This is a genomic window from Streptomyces sp. NPDC003943 (genome assembly GCF_053605265.1).
Genome location: NZ_JBSGIW010000001.1, coordinates 141381 through 163545, shown reverse-complemented (window position 1 = coordinate 163545; position 22165 = coordinate 141381). Strand labels below are relative to the sequence as shown.

Sequence of the window (22165 nt, the reverse complement as noted above, 5' to 3'; positions counted from 1 at the left end):
TCCGCCGGTCGTGCCACGAGTGGCCGTGGTGCCACTGATCGCAGGAATCGTGCCAACGCGTGCGCCGCTCATGGCACACTGCCGGAATGCCACCGTTCAAGATCATCACCGCCTATGCGCCGCCGGGTGTCGGCATGCTCGGAGCCGGAATCGTCGCGGAGGTGTTCGACGCGCGCGGCCAGGAACTGCCGCGCTTCGACTTCGCGCTCTGCACCGACCGGCCCGGGCGGGTCCGCACCGACGTGGGCCTGCCGCTGATGGTCGAGCACGGGCTGGAGCGGCTCGCCACGGCCGACCTGGTGATCGCCCTGCCGTGGGCGGACTTCCGGACGCCGCCCCCGCCCGCGGTGCTCGACGCGCTGGCGGCCGCGTACGGGCGGGGCGCGCTGGTCGCCGCGCACTGCGTCGGCGCCTTCGCGCTCGCCGCGGCAGGCCTGCTGGACGGGCGGCGCGCCACCACCCACTGGCGGTTCGCCGATCTGCTGGCCGAGCGCCATCCGGACGTCGCCGTCGAACCCGACGCCCTCTACGTCGACCAGGGTCGCATCGCCACGGGCGCGGGGGCCGCCGCGGGCTTCGACCTGTGCCTGCACCTGCTGCGACGGGAGTACGGCGCCGCGACGGCCAACGCCATCGCCCGGGACCTGGTGCTGCCTTCGCACCGCGACGGAGGACAGGCCCAGTACCTGGCCGCCCCGGTTCCGGAGGACTGCCACGACGACCGGCTCGCTGAGGTGCTCGCCTGGGCCCAGGGAAACCTGCACGAGTCGCTCCCGGTGGCGGAACTGGCCCGCCGGGCCCTGATGAGCAGGCGCTCCTTCGCCCGCCGCTTCGCCGCCTCGACCGGCACCACCCCGCACGCCTGGCTGCTCGGCCTCCGGCTCAGCCGCGCCGAGGAACTCCTGGAGACCACCGACCTGCCCGTCGAGGAGATCGCCCGCCAGGTCGGCTTCGGAAGCGCGGCGGTGCTGCGGGCGCAGTTCGTACGACGCCGAGGGGTGCCACCGCGCTCGTACCGCCGGTCCTTCAGCCGTACGGCGCCGTAGCCGGCGAGCTCCGGTCGAAGGCGGAGCCCGCGCTCCGTCGGCCCCGGCGGGGCTACCGGCCGGAAACCTCAGAACTCCCGCAAATCTTGCGGTGAGTCGTTGCCGACCAGCCTGGGCGGATGCCAGGGTTTTGATCATTCCCCTCGTCAACGCAGGTCATCGGAGGCTGTCTTGAGTCTCGCCGTCCGTCGTACCGCCACCGTCGCCGCATCCGCGGCGGCGCTCCTCCTCCCGCTCCTGCCACCCGCCGCCGCCGGCACGCCCGACGGCGGCGCCGTCCTCTCCCCGCCCGCCAAGCAGGCCGTCGCGGTCGGCAGCGGAGGCGCGGTCGCCAGCGTCAACCCGTACGCCTCCCGGGCCGGGCTCGACGTGCTGCGGCGCGGCGGCAACGCCGTGGACGCGGCGGTCGCCACCGCCGCCGCGCTCGGTGTCGTCGAGCCCTACTCGGCGGGCATCGGAGGCGGCGGATACTTCGTCTACTACGACGCCCGGACCGGGAAGGTGTCCACGATCGACGGGCGGGAGACCGCTCCGGCGGCGATGCGCTCCGACTCGTTCACCGACCCGGCGACCGGCAAGGCCATCCCCTTCCCCGAGGCGGTCAACTCGGGTCTGTCCGTGGGCGTCCCGGGCACCCCGGCCACCTGGGACAAGGCGCTGAAGGACTGGGGCACGATCCCGCTGGCGGCCGCGCTGAGGCCGGGCACCCGCCTGGCCGAGAACGGCTTCGTCGTCAACGACGAGTTCCGTGCCCAGACGGCGATGAACGAGGACCGCTTCCGCGCCTTCACCTCCACCAGCGCGTTGTTCCTGCCCGGTGGCGAACTGCCCGTGGTCGGCTCCCGCTTCCGCAACCCCGACCTCGCCCGCACGTACCGCGAGCTCGCCCGTGAGGGGACCGGAGCGCTCTACCGCGGGGACATCGGCCGCGACGTGGTGCGCACCGTGCAGCACCCGCCGGTCGCGCCCGGCTCCGGTCGCGTGGTGCGCCCCGGCCTGATGGACAGGACCGACCTCGCCCGCTACACGCCGCTGCGCCGGGAGCCGACCCGCACCACCTACCGCGGCCTTGACGTCTACTCCATGGCGCCGTCCTCCTCCGGCGGCACGACCGTGGGCGAGGCACTGAACATCCTGGAGAACTTCCGCCTGTCGAAGGCCGACAGGATCTCGGCGCTGCACCACTACCTGGAGGCCAGCCGGATCGCGTTCGCCGACCGCAACCGCTGGGTGGGCGATCCCGCCTTCTCGGACGTGCCCACGCGGGAACTGCTGTCGAAGGAGTTCGCGAAGGACCGGGCCTGCCTGATCAGCCCCGACACCGCGCTGAGCAGTCCGCTGGCGCCGGCCGACCCCCGGGCGCCGGGCTCGGCCTGCACCCGCGGCACGGGCAGCCAGGAGCCGTACGAGGGCCCCTCGACCACGCACCTGGTGACCGCGGACCGCTGGGGCAACGTCGTCTCGTACACCCTGACGATCGAGCAGACCGGCGGCTCGGCCATCACGGTGCCCGGCCGCGGGTTCCTGCTGAACAACGAGCTGACCGACTTCGACTTCACGCCCCTGACCGCCGGAGTCCCCGACCCGAACCTGCCCGGGCCCGGCAAGCGTCCGCGCAGCAGCATGTCGCCGACGATCGTCCTCGACGAGGGCAGGCCGATGCTCGCCGTCGGTTCCCCCGGCGGGGCCACGATCATCACCACGGTGCTGCAGACCCTCGTCAACCGCCTCGACCTGGACATGCCGCTGCCCGAGGCCGTCGCGGCGCCGCGTCTGTCCCAGCGCAACCGGGTCGCGACCGAGGCCGAGCCGGCCTTCCTCGACTCCGCCGAGCGCGGGGCACTGGAAGCACTGGGTCACCGCTTCGTCCCGGCCCCGAGCACCTTCACTCCCTCCCCGGAGATCGGGGCCGTGGCGGCGCTGGAATTCCTGCCCGGCGGCCGGCTCGAAGCGGTCGCCGAGCCGAAGCGGCGCGGCGGCGGTTCGGCGATGGTGCTGCGCGAGAGCCGCTGACGCCCACCTGGGCGCGAGCCACGCTGCGGTACGGGCCATGCTGCGGTGCGGGCCACGGTGCGGCGCCGGTCCAGGCCGGCGCCGCACCGCGGTCTCGGGGGCGTCATTCGGGGCGGTTGAAGCGGTGGGCCGCCCACCACAGGGCGACGGCGCCGCCCGCAAGGAGCAGGGCGGCCTCAAGAGGCAGCGGCGGCTGCCGGCCCGCCCATGCGATGCCGCTCACCGCCTCCTGCCCCGGTACCTGCCAGGCGATCAGACGGCGCAGCAGGTCGACCGCGTACGCGAGGGGGTTGACGGCCGCGAGGGTGTGGGCCCAGCCGGGAAGCGCCTTGAACGGGAAGAAGCTGCCGGAGAGGAACAGCAGCGGCATCATCACCAGGCCGAGGAGCATGTGGAACGTCTCCGACCTGCGCAGGCTCACGGCCAGGGCCAGGGCCAGGGCGGTGATGGTGAACGAGGCGAGGACCATGCCGGCGAGGAGCAGCACCAGCAGGAGCGGGTCGTAGGGCAGGCCGGCGACGCCGGCGAGGCTGAGCAGGACGGCGCCCTGGGCCGTGGCGACGATGGTGCCGCCGGCGCAGTTGCCCAGGAGCAGGGTGACGCGGCTGACCGGAGCCATCAGGAGCTCGCGCAGATAGCCGCTCTCCCGGTCGGTGATCAGACGGACGCCGACCATGAGGGCCGGGGTCTGCACCGTCATCATCAGCATGCCGGGGAAGAGATAGGTCTGGTAGCCGACGCCCAGCGAGGCGCGGGGGATGAGGGCGGTCAGTCCGCCGCCGAGGATGAGCAGATAGAGCACCGGGTGGAGCAGCATCAGCGCGGTGTGGGCGCGCTGGCCGGCGAGGCGCAGCAGATCGCGGTGGACCAGGGCGCCGATCGCGCGCATCTCGCGCCGCAGGCGGCTGGGCCGTTCGCCGCCGAAGCCGTCCGAGGCGACGGTGGTGGGGAGCGGGAGTGTGGTCATCGGCCGCCTCCGGTCTCTGTGGCAGCGGCGGACGTGGCGGACGTGGCGGCGCCGGCCGGCTGCTGGCCGGCCGCGGTGGCGTTCAGGCTGCGCCCGGTGTGGTGGAAGAAGACGTCGTCGAGCGTGGGCGGGGTCGCGGAAGCGGCGTGCACGGCGATGCCGTGGCCCTCGAGCGCCGCGCACAGGCGGGGAATGAAGGCGCTGCCACCCGGCACGCGCAGACAGACGCCGCCCGCGTCCGCCGTGACGGTCCGGCCGGCCGGCGCGATCCGCCGCACGATGTGCTGGGCCAGCGCGTCGTCGCTGGTGTGCAGTACGACCCGGTCGTCGCCGATCGCGTCCTTGAGCGCGCGGGGCGCTCCCTGGGCCACCAGGCGGCCGCGGTCGATGATGGCGATCGCGTCGCAGTTCTCCGCCTCCTCCAGGTAGTGGGTGGTGACGAAGAGCGTGCTGCCGTGGCGGCCGGGCAGCGCGCGCAGGTGCTCCCAGACCTGGGCGCGGGCATGGGGGTCGAGCCCGGTGGTCGGTTCGTCCAGGAACAGCACGCTCGGGGCGTGCAGCATGCCGCGGGCGATCTCCAGGCGGCGCCGCATGCCGCCGGACAGGGTGCGCACGGGGGAGCGGCGCCGGTCGGCCAGGCCCACCATGTCGAGCACCTCCTCCGCGCGCCGGCGGGCGTGGCGGCGGCGCAGCCCGTAGAGGCGTCCGTGGATGTTCAGGTTCTGCTCCACCGTCAGGTCCGGGTCCACGGCGCTGTGCTGGAAGAGCATGCCCACCCGCTGCCGTACCCGGTGGGGCTCGGTGAGCACGTCGGCGCCGGCCACGGTGGCGTGACCGGCGGTCGGGCGGGCCAGGGCGCACAGCATCGCGATGGTGGTGGACTTCCCCGCTCCGTTGGGGCCGAGGAAGGCGAAGGTCTGCCCCTGTGGCACGTCCAGGTCCAGTCCGCGTACGGCGTGGATGGTGGTGCCCTGGGGCCCCGGGTAGCTCTTGACCAGACCGCGCGTGCTGATCGCGTACACCGGCGGGGCAGACGGGTGGGGGGTGGCGTGCGGGCTGGTGACGGCGGCCGTCAGGAGGGCCGCGCGGGCGGGATCGTCATCACCGGCGGGTGGCTGCATGTCGTCTGGACCTCGTTTACGGGTTCGCTGCCCGCGGCCAGGCAGGGTGTGCGCGGAGACGGGGGAGGGGACACACTCGTGTGACGGACAGGAGTGGTCCGGCCGGCGGCCTCCCGGGCTTGTGGCCGCCGGCCGGACCGTGCCGCGGTGCTACGCGCAGCTGATGCCGATGCAGACGGTGTTGAGGAGCGTCAGCAGGCCGATGCACTCGCACGTGCCGGAGAACGATCCGTCAACGGCGACCGGCTCGGTCTCCGGGAGGGCGTGAAGGCGGGCGATCAGCTCGAGGTCCTGGTTTTCCATGGCTTTCTCCCTTTTCTTCTCTGGTCGGCGACAGGGAACCCTGTCGCTCACTCCGGCAGCTGGACCATCCAGTGCCGGGGGCTTGTGTGGCGGGTCCGCAGGAGGAAGGCGAGGATGCCCGCGGACCCGTCGCTCCAGCTGGTCGAGACGTCCCCGTACTCGTTGGGGAAGACCACGTGGCCGCGGCGCTCGGCCCGCTCGCAGACGATGAGCCGGGCGAGGCGCTCCGCCATGAAGCGGTAGGCGGGATCCCCGGTGGCGTCGGCCACGTCGAGGAGGAAGTCGCCGTTGCCCGCGAGTCCGTGGCACTGGGTCAGGGCGGCGCGGGTGGCGCGCTCCGCGACGGCGTGGGTACTGCGGCGGGCCGCCTCGCCGTACCTGTCGTCGCCGGTGGCCTGCCACAGCTGCAGGAGGAACGTGCCGATGCCTGCCGAGCCGTGGCACCAGTACGGGGCCGTGGGCACGTCGCCGTCCTGGGCGGGCCACTGGGCCGCGCCGCCGACGAGCCGGCCGGCGGCCAGCAGGTGCTCGCCCGCCTGAAGCGCCAGTTCCCGGTGGGCGTCGGCGCCCGAGACCGCCGCGGCGGCGAGCAGGAAGCAGCCGATGCCGGCCGTCCCATGGGCGAAGCCGAGGTAGCGCTTGCCGCTCTCCCCGGCCGCGCCCTCCGCGGCGGCGGCTTCGGCGGGAATGGGCCAGCTCACGGCGGACGGCTCGCGCCGTGCGGCGGCGGCCAGCCGGTCGGCCGCCTCGACGGCCAGTTCCGCGAGGCGCGCGTCACCGGTGCGACGGAACAGGTGGAGGGCGGCGAGGCCACTGCCCGCGGCGCCATGGGTGATGTCGAAGTGCAGCGTGGACCGCTGCGGCGCCAGCGCCAGGGCCAGCGCGTGCTCGGTGAGCCGGCGGTCGTCGACGGCGCGCCCGGCGTCGTACAGCGCCCAGGCCGTCCCGCGGCCCCCGAAGTGCAGGCCCGGGCGTACGGAGCGGAGGTCGGTGCGGTCGGCGATCCAGCGGCCTGCGGTGGAGATCACCTCGGGCAGGCGCGGGTCGGCGGACAGTTCGAAGTACCGCGTCAGTACGGCCAGGACACCGGCCGCGCCCTGCTGCACGGTGCAGGGGTCGGCCTCGCCGGCCATGGTGGACACGGGCCACAGCCGCCGCTCGTCCGCCGGGGTCATCGAGTCGACGAGGTGGTTCACGATCCCGGCCACCGCGTCGTACGGGCTGTCGTCGTCGGGTGCGGTCCGGCAGGTCGCGCCGTACGACCCGGGCCGCGCCGCCTTCGTCGGTGCCGGCACTTGTGTCGCCGCGTTCGCCGATGCCAGGTCCGTCCTGTGGAGGGCCTCGCGGGCCTGTGCCGGGTCCCAGCGTTCGCCGGGGTCGTCCCGCATCAGCCCGAGGATCATCTCCACCAGACCTTCCGGCAGGCGAAGCGGCTCGGTACAGGACTCCAGCCAGGCCGCGAGCCGCTGCTCCGCGGGCCTGCTGCCGGGCTCCTCGGGCAGCAGGTTCGGCACCTTCCCGGCCAGGACGAAACACACCGTGGCGCCGAGGCTGTAGTAGTCGCCTGTCGGTGAGACGGGTGCGTCGACCAGGCGCTCCGGGGCACTGAACCCGGGGGTCCCCACCCGGGTCGGCAGCGGGGAGTCGTCGTCCAGGACGGCGAGTTCCAGGTCGATCAGGCGCAGTTCACCGTCCGGGCGGACCATGACGTTGGCGGGCGTGAAGTCCCGCAGGACCAGACCGCGGGCGTGCGCCGAGGCGACCAGGTCCACCAGCCGGACCACCTGGGCCAGTGCCTCACCGCGGTAGCGCTCGGCACCGACGTCGCGGAAGCGCTCGGCCACCCACGTACGCAGGGCCACGCCCGGCACCTCGTCCTGGGCCAGGAACAGGTGCCCGCCGTGCTCGAACAGTCCCAGTGAGAGGGGAGCGAGATCCGTGCCCTGGAGCTTCTCCAGCGTCCGCGCCTCGGCGCGCAGCCAGTCCCGCACGTCGTAGCCCGAGGAGTCGGCCTCCACGTGCGGCCGGGCCTCCTTGATCACCACCGGGGAGCCGGTGCGCACGCAGGTGCCCCGGTAGACGCCGCCCTTGTTCGTGTGCCGGATCGCCTCCCGTACCGCGAAGCGACCGCCGATCACCACCGGCCCGCTCGCCGCGGCCGCCGTCCGCGGCGCCACGGGCACCGTGGCGGGGAAGGGACAGACCGCCCAGGGGGGAGGGGCGTACTGGCCGGTGCGCTTGTCCTCGACGAGATTGCCGTCGGGGTCCTCGATCAGCCACACCAGCAGACCGTCGTCCGACAGCCCCCGCCGGCCCACGAAGGCGCCGTAGCGGTAGTGCACCAGACTGCCCACGGCATAGGGCTGGTCCGACAGGATCCTCGGCCCCGCCAGCCCCGCCGTCACCCGGTGCAGCTCCTGGGCGAGCCGGACCGCGTCCTCGTCCGAGCGAGGGTAGACGGTGATGAACTTGCCCGAGCTCCCCCGGGGCGTGGCCCTGGAGTTGAGCGCGCTCACCTTCTCCCGCGACCGGGCGAACTTGAACGTCGACTCCTGCGGCAGCAGCACCTCCAGCGCCTTCGCGAGGACCGCCGGAGCGGACGCGGCCGTCGCCGACACATGCAGCTTCCAGCCCTGCTCGCGCCGCGCCCCGGACCCGGACCGGGGTGCGACACGGCACCACATGTCGTCCGCGTCGGTCACCCATCGCCCGTCTGTTCCCGTGGCGTGCAGGGCCTGGCTCAGAAGGTCTTCCAGCTCGGCTTCGGTAGCGTGGCTCGTCATCGTGTCCCTCTCAACGGATGCAACCGCCGGACGGGAAGTTGCCCGATGACATAAGCGGACCAACACACACCCGGCCGGGTTCACTTGATTCAGCGAGCGCGCGCCGCTGCTCTCTCACCAGGAGGCGCGACCGGCGCAGAAGGAAGCAGCAGGGTCGCTGGGGGCGGGACGGCGCCATTTGGCGAGCGACCGGCGCTCGACTTCCTTCAGGAGGTGCGCCGGCGCGCGAAGGGGGCGCACGCCTGCCGTCGAGTCCTCCGAGACACCACCTGACCAGCGCGGGAACGTGGGCGAGGTCTCGCGAGGGGCATCCGGCAGCCCCGAAGGCACTCTGGCCCACCTGGTCGAACGGATGACCTGACGGCCCGCGCGCGGACTCCTCCAGGGCCACGCGAGCCGCTCCAGAAGCATGTGGATCCCATATCCAAGGCCACTTATCCGAGATTGGCCCCCGTGCTCACCCCGATGGCCTGTTTACGCTGCGGCCATGCATCCCACGCTCGCCGCCGATCTCGACCGGCTCCCCGAACTCCTCCAGTCCGCCCGCGACTTCGCGGCCCGTGAGCTCTCCCAGCTCGGCGAGCGGCCGGTCGCCGGCGCGGCGAAGGCCCCCGATCCCGGTCCGCTCCCGGCCGCCGGCGTCGGCGCGCAGGGCGCGCTTGAGCAGTTCGCCCGGCGCTGGGAGCCCGGATTCTCCGCTTCGGCGGGGCCGCGCTACCTCGGGTTCGTCACCGGCGGCGCCACCCCGGCGGCCCTCACCGGCGACTGGCTCACCGGTGCCTACGACCAGAACGGCTCCAGCGGCGGCGGCTCGACCGCCGACGCGCTGGAGCGCGAGACGCTGGGCTGGCTGCGCGAGCTCTTCGGGCTGAGCGAGGCGCACCAGGGCGCGTTCGTCAGCGGCGCCACGATGTCCAACACCGTGGGACTGGCCGTCGCCCGGGAGTGGCTGGGCGAACGCCTGGGCGTCTCGGTGTCCCGCGAGGGAGCCGCCGCGCTCGGCCCCGTCGACGTGCTGTCCGGCAGCCCGCACTCCAGCATCACCAAGGCGCTGTCCGTCCTGGGCGTGGGCCGCGACCGCCTGCGCTCCGTGCCGCTCCTCGGCGGTGAGCGCGAGGCCGTGGACGTCACCCGGCTGGCCGAGGCGCTGGAAGCGCTGGGCGGGCGGCCCGCCGTCGTGGTCGCCAACGCCGGCACCGTGAACACCGTCGACTTCGACGACCTGCGGGCCATCGCCGCCCTCAAGGAGCGGTACGACTTCTGGCTGCACGTGGACGCCGCCTTCGGCGCGTTCGCCGCGCTCTCCCCCGTACACGCCTCCCTCGTCGAGGGGCTCGACGCCGCCGACTCGATCTGCGTGGACCTGCACAAGTGGCTGAACGTCCCCTACGACGCCGCCGTCCAGTTCACCCGCCGCCAGGACCTCCAGGTGCGCGTCTTCCACAACGAGTCGCCGTATCTCGGCCTGCCCACCGGCACCCCAGACTTCCTCCACCTGACCCCGGAGAACTCCCGGCGGCTGCGCGCCCTGGCCACCTGGTTCTCCCTGACCGCGTACGGGCGCGAAGGCCACTCCGAGATCGTCGAGCGCTGCGCCGCACTGGCCCGCCGGCTCGGCGAGGGCATCTCCGCCCTGCCGGAGCTGCGACTCCTTGCGCCCGTACACCTGAACGTCGTCTGCTTCACGCTCACCGACGCCCCGACCCCGGAGCGCCTCGGCACCCTCGCACGGACGGTCGCCGACTCCGGCGAGGCGTTCCTCACCCCCACGGTCCTCCACGGAACGCCCGCGCTGCGCGCCGCCTTCAGCAACTGGCGCACGACAGAGGCGGACACCGACCGGGTGCGGAACGCCCTGGCACGCGCGGCACGGGCGCTCGCTCCCTCGGACGACTGACGCCGGGCGTCGGGCGCCGCGCGCTCCGCGCACGGCGCTCAGGGGCGGCGCGGGCCCGTCGGCCCGTCAGATCATCAGCAGCAGCCGCGTGTTCGCCACGAGCTTGCGGTTCACGCTGGTGCTCTGCACGAAGATGGTGAAGTCGTCGTTGTGGTCCGGCTTGACGCGGACCTCGACGTCAGGGAGGCCGAGCAGCGCCCGGGCCTCGGGCCCCGTGTATATGCGGTCCGTCTTCTTCTCCAGCACCGCGATCTGCTTCCGCGCCTGGATCTTCTCCGACTTGCTCAGCTGGTAGTACGCGCCCCCGGTGCGGTACGTGTGCCCGCTCTCGACGACCCAGTCGCGGATGCCGGCGTCACGGGTCACCGGGATCAGCTGATACTCCGACGGCTTCGCAGGCGTGAGGCCCGCCGCCCTGATGGTGTCCTTGTTGACCGTCTCCGCGCCCATGGAGAACACGGCACGCGTTCCCCGGATGCCCTTCGTGCGGCCCACCATGAACTTCTCGGTGGCCTCCTGGATGACCTGCCCGGCCTCCTCCAGCCCCTGCGTGCTCGTCGCGTCCCAGACGGCGATGTTGTCCTTCGGGAACCCGCACTGGACGGCTTCGCGCTTGCCCATCTGGTCCGGCACCAGCACCGCCAGCGTCCAGTTGTCCTCTTGCGTCTCGATCATCTCGGCCACGGCGGCCACGAGTTCACGCGGACTCCTGGCCGGGGCGTCCGGGCAGCGGTGACTCGCGTTCTCCTGCCCGTCGGTGAGGACGAACGTCAGGAAGCTGTGGTCACCGTAGAGCTGAGCGGTCTGTGCCAGCTCCCGCTGCGACTTCAGCGTGGCGGCGAGCAGAGCCGTCATCCCGCCGACCCGGTACAGCTGCTTCAGCGACGGCATCCGCAGCACGTCCTTGTCGTAGATGACGCACTCCACCTTGTCGGCGAAGACGTACACCGTGACACGGGTCTCCTGGTCCAGCTCCCTGGACCGGCGGGCGAGGTACGCGATCTGCTGGTCGGCGACTTCGACGACCTTGTTCCTCAGGTGCGACATGGACGAACTGGCGTCCAGCACAAGAGCGACGTGGTTGATGTAGTTCTGGTTCCCGGACACGGGCAGCTCCCCCTCGTTTCCGACTGGATGCTCCTACCGTCTCACCCACCACTGACAATCGATCTCGGCCGACGAGGGCGGCCGCGCTCGACGCCCAGCAGGCCGGACAGGTCCTAGAAGCCAGGCGCGTGCGCGTCGTCGAGATACCAGAGGGCCGCCGTGTACCAGAGAAGCGCGATCGCCAGGACGAGGGCGCCGCCGGCCACGGGCAGCGCCCAGCCCGGCAGCCGGCGGTGGCGGACGACGATCACCTTGGCGACGAAGGCTCCGTAGAGGAAGCAGCCGCTCAACGAGTGCAGGGCGGTGCGGGCGTCGGTCAGTTGCACGCCGTAGGCGACCAGGCAGTGCCGGGCGATCGGCAGGGAGAGCAGGAAGGCCGCGAGGCCGATGAGCCGGTGGACGAGTCCGACCGGCCGCGGCGCCGGCCCCACGCCGGGCAGCCGGCCGTACAGCCAGAGCGCGAGCAGCAGTTGGATCAGCGCGAGGCCGAGGAGGGCGGTGCCGAGCTCGGACTTCAACCGCTGGGCGTCGCCGAAGCGGGCGCCGAACAGGCTGGTGTCGTACACAGGAGTGTGCGCGCGTCCGTACCAGTACACGCCGACCGCCGCCGCGACCGGCAGCAGAGCCCAGAGCAGGGCCCGTACCACCCGTCCGCGCTTCGTCCCTCCGGGCCTCGCGGGCTCGTCGACGGCCATCGGATCAGTCACCCTCGACCTCGTCGCCGGCCGGGTCGTCGGCCACGTGAGCGGGCGGGGCTGCGGCACATGTGCAGCCCACGCTGACCAGGGTGACGGCGGCGAGCGAGACGGCCGCGGCGCGGCGCTGGTGCATGGGGCTCTCCGGCGGATCGAAGGATTCTTCCCGCACCACTACGGCCGGTGGCGCCCGGCCCTGCCACGGCGGCGCGCCGCGCGGTCAGCGCGACGAGCGACGCGGATGGGCCGGCCGGGCGATGGCGTATGCCGTCGCGACGGGCCGGCCGGGCGATGGCGTGTGCCGAACGCCCCTCCCAGACGAGCATCGAGACACCGGCGGAATCAGCGCCGCGAAGCGCGGGTGGCGACCAGCAGCACCACCGCCAGCAGCTGGACGACGACGACCACGGTGACGAGTACGGGGATCGAGTAGCCGTACAGGCCGCCGATCAGCGCGCCGCCGGCCAGGCTCGCGGCGCCGACCACGCCGGCGAACAGCCCGTACGCGGTCGCCCGCCGGCCGCTGGGCACCAGGTCCGCGACCGTGGCGCGCAGGGTGGACTCCTGGATGCCCATGGCCGCACCCCACACCAGCGAACCCGCGACCGCGATGCCCACCGTGTCGGTGAACGCCAGCATCGCCACACCCGTCGTGAGCACCGGCAGGGCGATCAGCACGCGGGGGCCGTGGCGGTCGTAGAGCCATCCCGTGGCCAGCGCCGCCAGGGCGTCCACGGCCATCGCCGCCGCGTACAGCACCGGCACCCAGGTGGCGGAGAGCAGGTGCCGCTGGACCAGGTGGAAGGAGAGGATGCCGAAGGTGGCGAGCCCGGTCGTGGTGGCGGCTGTGAACGCGGCGTACGACCAGAACGCCCTCGGCAGACGCGCGTCCCCCGTCCCGTGCTCCGGCGCCGGTCCGGCCGCGGCGGCCGCCTCGCGCTCGTAGGCCTCCGGATCCGGCACCCGGGCCCGCAGCCAGAACAGGACGCCGAGCACCGCGATGCCGGGAAGGGCGAGCACGCCGAGCGCGGGCCCGTAATCACCGCCGGTCAGCGCCAGCACACCGGCCACGAGCAGGGGACCGACCAGGGCGCCGACCTGGTCCATCGCCTCGTGCACGGCGAAGCCCCGCCCCCGGCCCGTCGCCGCCGTGGCGTGGGACAACAGGGTGTCCTTCGCCGGGGAGCGGACCGCCTTGCCGACCCGCTCGGCGATCACCAGGGCACACGCCACCCACAGCACTCCGACCGTACCAAGGAGCGGGACGGAGGCGACCGTCAGCGCGTACCCGGCGATGGCCAGACCCCAGAAGCGGCGGGTGCGGTCCGCGAGCGGGCCGGAGACCAGCCGGAGCCCGAACGCCGCGGCCTCTCCGGCGCCCGTGACCACACCGACGACCAGCGCGGTCGCGCCCAGCGACGCGAGCAGCGGTCCGGTGACGGAGCGAGCCCCCTCGTAGACGAAGTCGGCGAGCATGCTGACCGTGCCGAACCACAGCACGAACCGCCACGGCCCCATCCCGACCGGACGCTTCCCTGCCACAGTCTCTCCCTCGCCGCGCCCGCGCCGCCGCGGTGCGTACGGCCCGGCGAACGATGCCGATGGTAGCGGCGAGGCCGCCGGCCGACGACGGCCCCGCGAGTGCGGGTCACTCCTGCGGGCCGGGCAGCGGAAGCTCAGAGAGCCCGGCTGCCCCGAACCGTCGGCGCACCGCCCTCCGGTACTTCGTGAGGACCGCGGCGCCGGTCCGCTCGACGGACACGCACTCCAGATCGGCGCGCGGGCCGTCATCGGGGAAGAGGCGCTGCCCGGCGCCGACGACCTCGGGGAAGGTCAGCAGCCGGTACTCGTCGACCAGTCCCTCCGCCATCAACGCCCGTACGACGCTCAGGCTGCCGGTGACGACGACATCGCGCCGCTCGCGCTCCTGGCTCTTGACGGCGTCGACGAGGCCGCCGTCGACGGTGCGGGAGTTCGCCCATGCCGAGACGTCGGTCAGCGAGCGCGTGACGACCAGCTTCGGCGCGGCGTTCATGCGCGCGGCGAACGGGTCGTCCCGGCCGGGCCAGATGCGCGAGAACAGCTGCCACGTCCGGCGTCCCAGCAGCAGGACGCCGTCGTCGAGCGTGCTGCCGAGCCGGAACCTGTCCCCGGCCACCGACTCGGATCCGTGCCGGAACGCCCAGCCGCCGGCCGGCGTCCCTCCGGAGCCGTCCGGGTCGGACACGACTCCGTCCAGGCTGACGAACTGAATGACGATGACGCTCACGATGGGTGTCCCTTCGATCGATGCCCACCGGTACGTACCGGCGGCACCGGCCCCACTCATCGCGGCCGGCGAAACTCGTCCGCGGAAATCCGCCCGGGGAGCTCGAACGCCTCGAAGACGCGAGGATCGGCGAACACGACGTTGCGCGCGATCCGGTCGCCGGTGACCGTGAAGACCTGCAGCGTGTGCAGCCGGTGCCCGCCGCCGGGCTCCGGCGCGTACGCGGCCAGTGCCGGCTGCCCGTTGGCGGTCAGCGGCGCCGTTGCCCAGCCCGTGCCACGCATCGCGAACACCCGCTCCATGAACAGGCCGTAGTCGCGCCCGCCCCGGTACCACAGCGGCACCGGCGGCATCTCCAGGACCGCGTCGTCCGTGAGGAGCCGTACGAGCCCGGGGACGTCGGCCGCCTCGAAGGCCCGCGCGTATCGCTGGACCACCGCACGAGCCGCTGCGTCGTCCGGCTCCGTGACCTCTTCCCCGCCACCCACGTCCGCCAGGGCGGCCCGCGCCCGCTGCAGCGCACTGTTGACGGCCGCGGCGGTCGTCCCCAGCTGCTCGGCGACCTCGGCGGCCGTGAACTGCAGCACCTCGCGCAGCAGCAGCACGGCCCGCTGCCGCGGCGCCAGCACCTGCACCGCCGCCACCAGCGCGAGCCGCATGTCGGTCCGTACCTCCACATCAAGGCGCGTGTCGGGGAACGGCTGCAGCCAGGGCACGTCCGAGGCCGGAGCGAGCGGCGCCCCGGGATCCTCGCTCGGCGCGCCGAGCCCCGACGGCAACGGCCGCCGCGCCCGGCCTTCCAGCGCCGTCAGGCAGGCGTTGGTCGCGATCCGGTACAGCCAGGTCCGCACCGACGCGCGCGTGGGGTCGTAGCGGTCGCGGGCCTTCCAGGCGCGCAGCATCGTCTCCTGCACCAGGTCCTCGGCCTCGTGGAACGAGCCCAGCATCCGGTAGCAGTACGCCAGCAACTCACCCCGGTACGGCTCGAAGTCCACGCCCTCATCATGGCGCACCGCACCTGAGGACGCACCGTTCCGGTTGATGCGTCACCCGGCGCCGACACGCCCGGTTCGTGGCTGGCGGGTCGCTCCGGCGGCCGACCACACTGGGCGCATGGAAACCATGGTGCGGGTCGACGGCGGTGAGGTGTGGGCGGACGACACGGGAGGGGACGGGCTGCCGATGGTCCTGGTCCATCCTGGGGTCGGGGACTCCACGATCTGGGACCCGGTGCTCGCCTCGCTCACCGGGCGGCAGCGGCTGATCCGTTACGACGCCCGGGGCTACGGCCGTTCCCCGGCACCGGTCACGTCGTACACCGCCGCGGGCGACCTCGCCGCCGTCCTCGACCACTTCGGCCTGGACCGTGCGGTGCTCGTCGGCTCCAGCATGGGCGGCGCCGCCTCGCTGAACCTCGCGCTCGACGCGCCGGAGCGGGTGGCGGGTCTCGCGCTGTTCGTGCCCGGGGTCAGCGGATACGACCTCGACGAGGAGGAGTTCTACAAGGAGTTGGGGCGTCTCGCCGAGGCCGGCGACACGGAGGGCATCGTCCGGCTCGGCCTCGGCCTGTGGGGGCAGGCGGCGGGCGGCACCCCCGAGTCCGACCCGGTCGCGGCGGCGTACCTCAGGGCCGTGCTGCCGGCCTGGTTCGCCAACGTGGGCCATCAGCACGCCGATCCGCCCGCCTTCGACCGGCTCGGCGAGATCGCGGTGCCGACGGTGCTGGCGCTCGGCGAGCTGGACCGCCCGCAGCTCGTCCGCTGCAACGAGGAGATGGCCGCGCGCATCCCCGGCTGCCGACTGGCCCGCCTCGCCGCCTCCGACCACTACCCGACGCTGCGCGAGCCGGAGGCCGTCGCCCGTCTGGTGGAGGAGCTGTACGCGCAGGCGCACTGAAGCGCGGCGCGGAGGCCCGCGTACGGACGGGCGGGCGGGCCCGGGTGCCCGGCACACCCGAGGTCCCGCCCGCTCATGTCCCGCCCAGGGTTCCGCCCAGATGTGTCGCGGTCCCCGGAACGGCTACTTCTGCCAGCCCACGGTCTCCGGCAAGGGTGTGCCGAAGATGGTGGCGCCGACGTTGGCCAGGCCGTTCTTGACGCCGTAGATGGACGGGCCGCTGAACAGGGGCAGGTAGCCGTACTGCGCCAGTGCCTCGCGCTCGACGGCGTTGGCCCGGGCCGTCTGCTGGTCGGGGTCGGCGATCGCGGCGACGGCGTGGATCTTCTTGTCGAGCTCGGGCGAGCCGATGCTCACGATGTTGGAGGCGCTGTCGGTGCAGTAGAACTCGCACAGGTAGCGGGCGCCGAACGGGTCCGGGGACCGGTTGCCGACGAGGAAGATGTCGAAGCTGCGGTCGGCGAGGATCTTGGCGAAGTCGGCGTCGGTGGAGTTCTTGAGGCCGACCTGGATGCCGACGGGCTTGAGCATCTGCACGAGGGCGCCGGCGGTGGCCTTCTCCAGCGGGTCGTCGCCGCGCAGGGTGTAGGAGACGGTGAGCTTCCTGCCGTCCTTCTCACGGATGCCGTCGCTGCCGGGCTTCCAGCCGGCGGCGTCCAGGATCCTCCTGGCCTCCGCCGGATCGTGCTTGATCACGGCGCCGACGTTGTCGGAGTAGCCCTTCTGGAAGCTGAAGAGCAGCAGGGAGCCGGGCAGCGGCTCGCTGTAGCCGCCCAGTCCCTGGAACTGGATCCTGGCGATCTGGGTCCGGTCGATGCTCTCCAGGAGCGCCTTGCGGACCTCGACCTCCTTCAGGTTGGGCGACTTGGCGTTGACGTAGAAGGAGTACGCGAACGGGCTGCCGCCCTGGCGGATCTCGGTGCCCTGGACGCCGCTGAGCCGCTTCAGGCCCTCGGCGTCGCCGGCGGAGGTGTAGTCGATCTGACCGTTCTTGAAGGCGTTGGCAGCGGCGGCCGACTCCAGGTTGACGTAGACGCGCTTGTCGAGCTTGCCCTTCTTGCCCCACCACTTGGGGTTGCGTACGAAGGTGAGGTCGCCGCCCTTGGCGTCGAACGTCCCGACCGTGTACGGGCCGGCGCCCCACTCGGGGTGGACCTTCTTGACGTAGGCGTCGTTGTAGTTGGCGACGGTGGCGGCCTTGGGGTGCAGGAGCGTGGTGAAGAGGCTCGACCACCACGGGGCTGCGCCCTTGAACTCGATCACGGCCTGCTTGTCGTCCGCGCCACGGGTGACGGAGGTGATGTGGCTGTAGCCCTCGGTGTCGGACGCGTTGTACTTCTTGTCCGCGCCGTTGTTGGCCTGCCAGGTCGCCTTGACGGCCGTCCAGTCGATCGGGGTTCCGTCGTTGTACGTGGCCTTGGGGTTGAGGGTGAGGACCACCCGCTGGTTGCCGCCGGTGTCGCTGACCTTCACGTCGCTGAGGTAGTCCGGGTTGTACTGCGCCTCACCCGTGGGGGAGTAGGTGATGACGTCCGGGTTGTACCAGAACCAGACCCGCTTGGCGGTGAGCGTCGCGTTGGCGTTGAACGGGTTGCCCTGGTCGTCGATGGTGCCCGCGGTGGTGTAGGTGCCGCCGTCCTTGACGTTGTCGTAGGGCTGCGGGTTGTAGTCGACCTTCGCCGAGGCCTGGCTGGGGGTCGCGCCCTTTCCGGAGGCGGGGCCGGCGCCCGTGGTGCCGGAGCCGGAGGCGCTGCAGGCCGAGACGGCGAGAGTGAGGGCCGCGGTGAGGGCGGCCGCGGGGACGGCGATTCTCGATCGCATGACGGAGTGGATCCTCATTCCTTGAGCTGGTTCGCGACACCAGGGGTTGCGGTGTCGACGTGGGGTCTGCGAGAAGGGCCCGCGGTCAGCGGGCGTGGCAGGCGTGGCGGTGGCCGGAGCCGGGCGTCGCCGGGCCGAGGACGGGCCGTTCGGTGCGGCACCGGTCCCGCAGTCCGTCGTCGAGCAGCCGGTACAGCGGGCAGCGGTCGACGAAGACGCAGCCCTGCGGGAGGTTCGACGCGCTCGGCTGCTCGCCCTCCAGCACGATCCGCTCGCGGGAGCGCTCGCGCTCCGGGTCGGGCACCGGGATCGCCGAGAGCAGGGCCTCGGTGTACGGGTGCCGGGGGGCTTCGAAGAGGGCCTCGGTGCTGCCGGTCTCCACGATGTGCCCGAGGTACATGACCGCGATGCGGTCGGCGAAGTGCCGCATCACGGCCAGGTCGTGTGCGACGACCAGGTACGCCAGGCCCAGCTCGCGCTTGAGCCGGGCGAGCAGGTTGACGACACCGGCCTGCACGGACACGTCCAGGGCCGAGACCGGCTCGTCCAGGACCACGATCCGCGGTCGGGTCGCCAGGGCGCGGGCGATGCCGACGCGCTGGCGCTGCCCGCCGGACAGGGCCGCCGGGAAGCGGTCCGCCACCGACGCGTCCAGGCCGACCAGGCCGAGGAGCTCGGCCACCCGGGCCCGGATCGCCGCCCGGTCGGCGCCGACCGCCTGAAGCGGCTCGGCGAGCAGCTGGACGACCGGGAGCCGGGGATCGAGGGAGCCCATCGGATCCTGCATGACGATCTGCACCGCGCCGCGGAGCTCCCGCAGCCGCGCCGCGGAGCCGGGGTCGGCGACATCCGTGCCCGCGACCTCGATCCGGCCGCTCTCCGGCGGCCTGAGCCGCAGGATCTCCAGCAGGGTCGTGGTCTTGCCGCTGCCGGACTCGCCCACCAGCCCCAGGGTTTCACCGGCCCGCAGTTCGAATCCGACATCGCTGACCGCGTGCAGCGTGCCGACGCGGCGCTTGAGGAACGCGCCCTTGGTGACGGGGAAGGTCTTGGTCAGACCCGACACCCGCAGCACCACATCGCCCGGAGAGCCGGCGCCGTCCGTGTCCGCGCCGTTGACGCCGTCCGTGCCGTTCACGCCGCCTGTGCCGCCTGTGCTGCCTGTGCTGCCTGTGCTGCCTGTGCTGCCTGTGCTGCCTGTGCCGTCCGTGGCGTCCGTGCAGTCCGTGCCGTCCGCCGGTGCCGGGGCGGGGGCCGCGGCCGGGGCCGGGACCGGTGTCGGAAAGAGCTCGTCCGCCTTCAGCCGGCCGTCGGCGATCTCGTCGGCGCGCAGACAGGCGACGTGCCCGTGCCCGGCGACGGGTGCCGCGGCGGGCTCCTCGGTGCGGCAGCGGTCGAGCGCGGCAGGGCAGCGGTCCGCGAAGGGGCACCCGGACGGAAGTCCCACCAGCGACGGCGGTTCGCCCCCGATCGGCACCAGCGGGCGGTCCTTCGGGGCGTCGGGACGGGGCACCGCGCCCAGCAGGCCGATCGTGTAAGGCATCGTGGGCCGCCGGAACAGCTCGGCGGCGCCCGCCCGTTCCACGATCCGCCCCGCGTACATCACGGCGACGTCGTCCGCGTACCCGGCGACCACGCCGAGGTCGTGCGTGATGAGCACGACCCCGGCACCGGTCTCGGCCTGCGCGGTCCGCAGCACGTCCAGGATCTGGGCCTGCACGGTCACGTCGAGCGCGGTGGTCGGCTCGTCGGCCACGATGACCGACGGCGCGTTCGCCATGGCCAGCGCGATGACCACGCGCTGGCGCATCCCGCCGGAGAACTCGTGCGGAAACGACCGTGCCCTTCGGTGCGGTTCCGGGATGCCGACCAGGTCGAGCAGTTCGACCGCGCGCTTCCACGCGGCCTGCTTCGTCAGGTCCTGGTGCACGCGCAGCGCGTCGGACAGCAGACGGCCGACCGAGAAGATCGGGGTCAGCGCGGACAGCGGGTCCTGGAAGACCATGCCGATGTCCTTGCCGCGGACCAGGGACAGCTGCCTGTCGTTCAGACCGACCAGGTCGCGGCCGCCGAGCAGGACCTCGCCCGACACCCGGGCGGTCGGCGGCAGCAGCCCCATGACGCCCATCGCGGTGGCGGACTTGCCCGACCCGGACTCGCCGACGATGCCCAGCGTCCGGCCGGGCAGCACGTCGAAGCTCACCCCGCGCACCGCCGCGACGGGTCCCGCCTCGGACGGGAAGGAGATCCGCAGGTCCCGCACCGAGAGCACCGGGGTCTGCTCGGTGTCGCGCGACGGCGACGCGGGGGCCGGGGCCAGGGTGAACGTCATCGTGCGCCTCCCGAGGCCGCCGAGGTCGAGGTGGGGTCGAGGGCGTCGCGCAGGCCGTCGCCGACGAGCGTCATCGACACGGTGAGCAGGACGAGCAGGCCGGCGGGGAACGCGAACAGCCACGGGGCGCTGGTGATGGTGCCGGAGCCGTCGGCGAGCATGGTGCCCAGCGACACGTCGGGGGTCTGCACGCCGAAGCCGAGGAACGACAGCGCCGTCTCGCTCAGCACGGTGGCGACGACGCCGAGGGTCAGGTTGACCACGAGGAGGGAACCCAGGTTGGGGATGATGTGCCGCGCCACGATCCGCCACGGCCGCACCCCCATGAACTCGGCGGCCAGCACGTAGTCGCGTTCGCGCAGCGACGTGGACAGCGACCAGACCACCCGGGCGGTCGTCATCCAGCCGAAGACGGTGAGCACGAGGATCAGCACCCGCCAGTCGCCCGCGAGCCGGTGCGAGACCAGGGCGAGGATCAGGAACGAGGGCACCACCAGCAGGAAGTGGATGACCGCCAGGGTCAGCTTCTCCACCCTCCCGCCGAGGTACGCGGCTCCCGCGCCGATCACCGCGGCCAGCAGGATCGTCAGCGCCGACACGCTGACCGCGATCACCAGCGAACGCTGCAGGCCGTGCACCGCCTCGGCGTAGACGTCGTTGCCGCCCTGGTTGGTGCCGAAGGGGTGGGCCGCGCTGGGCGGTTGGGTGAGCGCGGTGAAGTCCGCGTCGGTGTGGGTGAAGTGGGTGAACAGACCCCCGAAGGCACTGAACAGCACCAGGAGAGCGAAGAGCGCCACGCCGAGCAGCGCCCCGCGGTTGCGGGCGAACCGCCGCAGGTACAGCCGGCCGCCGCCGAGAGGGCGAGCCGGGGTCACGGTTATGGCCATGTCAGCTCACCCGCACCCGTGGGTCGAGGACGACGACGGCGATGTCCGCGAGGATCGCGCCGAGCGCGGTCATGGCCGCGCCGAACGCCGCCACCGCGACGGTGCCGTGCACGTCGTTCTTGACGATGGTCTGGATGAAGTACTGGCCCATGCCGTTCCAGCCGAAGACCGTCTCGGTGATGACCGCGCCCGTGAAGATGGCGGGGATGCCGAACGCGACCGAGGTGGCGGTCGGGATCAGCGAGGCGCGCAGCGCATGGCGGCGGATCGCCTGGGCGCGGGTCAGCCCGGTGGCCCGCGCGGTGCGCACGAAGTCCGAGCCGATCGCGTCGAGAAGCAGTGTGCGCTGGGTCAAGTGATAGCCGACGTATCCCAGCAGGGTCAGGCTGAGGGTCGGCAGGATGAGGTGCTGCATCCGGTCGACCACGGTCGGCAGCAGCCCCTCGACGGTCGGGGACTTCTCTCCCGCGACGTACAGGAAGCGAAGTCCGACGCTCTGGTTGAGCCAGATCCCGACGAGGACGACGGCCAACGCGGCGACGGCGGTGGGGATGTTGAACAGCAGCACCGACACCAGCTGGGTGATCCGGTCCCACCAGCCGTACTGCCGCGAGGCGCCGGACACGCTGAGCGCGACACCGACGAGCACGGACAAGAGGGTCGCCGCGGTGACCAGTTGGCCGCTGACCAGCACCCGGAAACCGATTTCCGAGTCGACCGACGCCCCCAGCGGCGACTTCCCCCAGTCGAAGTGGAGGACCACGTCGCTGAACCAGTGCCACCACCGGTCCACCAACGGCACCCGCGGGTCCAGGTTGTACGGCGCCAGGGCCTGGTCGATCTCCGCCTCGGTGCGTACCGGGCGGGTGTCCTTGTAGTTGGACCTCGGGTCGAGGAACCAGGCGGCCAGTACGTACGTGACGTTCGTGGCGATCACGATCATGGCCAGCCAGCCCGCCGCCTTGCGCGTCACATGGCGGAGCATGAAGCCGCCTTCCCGCGCGCCGGTGCGGTGGCGGCCGCACCGG

The 22165-nt window shown here is 72.8% G+C and carries 18 protein-coding genes; 4 read left to right on the top strand and 14 right to left on the bottom strand.

The annotated features are described in order from the left end of the window. Positions 1-86: 86 nt before the first annotated feature. On the top strand, positions 87-1046 hold the full coding sequence (locus ACWEV0_RS00775; protein ID WP_453145159.1) for a GlxA family transcriptional regulator: 960 nt from the start codon (positions 87-89) through the stop codon (positions 1044-1046). Between the two features lie 171 nt (positions 1047-1217). Further along, the gene (ggt, locus tag ACWEV0_RS00770; RefSeq protein WP_453145157.1) at positions 1218-3059 is read left to right on the top strand and encodes a gamma-glutamyltransferase; all 1842 of its coding nucleotides are present in this window, start codon (positions 1218-1220) and stop codon (positions 3057-3059) included. A 103-nt stretch (positions 3060-3162) separates the two neighbouring features. Here the strand turns inward: ggt and ACWEV0_RS00765 are convergent, their stop codons facing one another. From ACWEV0_RS00765 to lanL, 4 genes are all read right to left on the bottom strand, one after another. Further along, a complete protein-coding gene (locus tag ACWEV0_RS00765; protein WP_453145155.1) occupies positions 3163-4026 on the bottom strand; it encodes an ABC transporter permease in 864 nt (287 codons plus the stop codon). Beyond that, positions 4023-5147: an ATP-binding cassette domain-containing protein gene (locus ACWEV0_RS00760; RefSeq protein ID WP_453145153.1), complete on the bottom strand. Its 1125-nt coding sequence runs from the start codon at positions 5145-5147 to the stop codon at positions 4023-4025. Before ACWEV0_RS00760 ends, ACWEV0_RS00765 begins: the two co-directional genes overlap by 4 nt. A 150-nt stretch (positions 5148-5297) precedes the next feature. Then, positions 5298-5450, bottom strand: a complete 153-nt coding sequence (locus tag ACWEV0_RS00755; RefSeq protein ID WP_403787650.1) for a VenA family class IV lanthipeptide — start codon at positions 5448-5450, stop codon at positions 5298-5300. Positions 5451-5497: 47 nt separating this feature from the next. Beyond that, complete coding sequence (gene lanL / locus ACWEV0_RS00750) at positions 5498-8233, bottom strand: class IV lanthionine synthetase LanL (RefSeq protein WP_453145152.1); 2736 nt, start codon at positions 8231-8233, stop codon at positions 5498-5500. Between the two features lie 487 nt (positions 8234-8720). Between lanL and ACWEV0_RS00745 the strand changes: the two genes are divergently transcribed. Then, positions 8721-10130 carry a pyridoxal phosphate-dependent decarboxylase family protein gene (locus ACWEV0_RS00745; RefSeq protein ID WP_453145150.1) on the top strand — a complete coding sequence of 470 codons (1410 nt, stop codon included), beginning with the start codon at positions 8721-8723 and terminating at the stop codon, positions 10128-10130. A gap of 66 nt (positions 10131-10196) precedes the next feature. On the opposite strand, the gene ACWEV0_RS00740 is transcribed toward ACWEV0_RS00745, so the two are convergent. From ACWEV0_RS00740 to ACWEV0_RS00715, 6 genes are all read right to left on the bottom strand, one after another. After that, entirely contained in the window at positions 10197-11237 is a 1041-nt protein-coding gene (locus tag ACWEV0_RS00740; RefSeq protein ID WP_453145149.1) for a vWA domain-containing protein, read from the bottom strand. A 113-nt stretch (positions 11238-11350) separates the two neighbouring features. Then, on the bottom strand, positions 11351-11932 hold the full coding sequence (locus ACWEV0_RS00735) for a DUF6529 family protein (RefSeq protein WP_453145147.1): 582 nt from the start codon (positions 11930-11932) through the stop codon (positions 11351-11353). 4 nt (positions 11933-11936) lie between these two features. After that, complete coding sequence (locus ACWEV0_RS00730; RefSeq protein WP_453145145.1) at positions 11937-12068, bottom strand: hypothetical protein; 132 nt, start codon at positions 12066-12068, stop codon at positions 11937-11939. 206 nt (positions 12069-12274) lie between these two features. Next, positions 12275-13474: an MFS transporter gene (locus ACWEV0_RS00725; protein WP_453145143.1), complete on the bottom strand. Its 1200-nt coding sequence runs from the start codon at positions 13472-13474 to the stop codon at positions 12275-12277. Between the two features lie 106 nt (positions 13475-13580). After that, a complete protein-coding gene (locus ACWEV0_RS00720; RefSeq protein WP_453145141.1) occupies positions 13581-14201 on the bottom strand; it encodes a dihydrofolate reductase family protein in 621 nt (206 codons plus the stop codon). Between the two features lie 56 nt (positions 14202-14257). Further along, the gene (locus ACWEV0_RS00715; RefSeq protein WP_453145139.1) at positions 14258-15214 is read right to left on the bottom strand and encodes an RNA polymerase subunit sigma-70; all 957 of its coding nucleotides are present in this window, start codon (positions 15212-15214) and stop codon (positions 14258-14260) included. Positions 15215-15314: 100 nt separating this feature from the next. On the opposite strand from ACWEV0_RS00715, the gene ACWEV0_RS00710 reads away from it, so the two are divergent. After that, the gene (locus ACWEV0_RS00710; protein ID WP_453145137.1) at positions 15315-16097 is read left to right on the top strand and encodes an alpha/beta fold hydrolase; all 783 of its coding nucleotides are present in this window, start codon (positions 15315-15317) and stop codon (positions 16095-16097) included. 123 nt (positions 16098-16220) lie between these two features. Here the strand turns inward: ACWEV0_RS00710 and ACWEV0_RS00705 are convergent, their stop codons facing one another. From ACWEV0_RS00705 to ACWEV0_RS00690, 4 genes are all read right to left on the bottom strand, one after another. Further along, positions 16221-17918 carry an ABC transporter family substrate-binding protein gene (locus ACWEV0_RS00705; protein ID WP_453145136.1) on the bottom strand — a complete coding sequence of 566 codons (1698 nt, stop codon included), beginning with the start codon at positions 17916-17918 and terminating at the stop codon, positions 16221-16223. 85 nt (positions 17919-18003) lie between these two features. Next, a complete protein-coding gene (locus ACWEV0_RS00700) occupies positions 18004-20250 on the bottom strand; it encodes a dipeptide ABC transporter ATP-binding protein (RefSeq protein WP_453145134.1) in 2247 nt (748 codons plus the stop codon). Beyond that, positions 20247-21137, bottom strand: a complete 891-nt coding sequence (locus ACWEV0_RS00695; RefSeq protein WP_453145133.1) for an ABC transporter permease — start codon at positions 21135-21137, stop codon at positions 20247-20249. Before ACWEV0_RS00695 ends, ACWEV0_RS00700 begins: the two co-directional genes overlap by 4 nt. Position 21138: 1 nt before the next feature. Next, the gene (locus ACWEV0_RS00690; RefSeq protein ID WP_453145132.1) at positions 21139-22122 is read right to left on the bottom strand and encodes an ABC transporter permease; all 984 of its coding nucleotides are present in this window, start codon (positions 22120-22122) and stop codon (positions 21139-21141) included. Positions 22123-22165 lie beyond the last annotated feature (43 nt).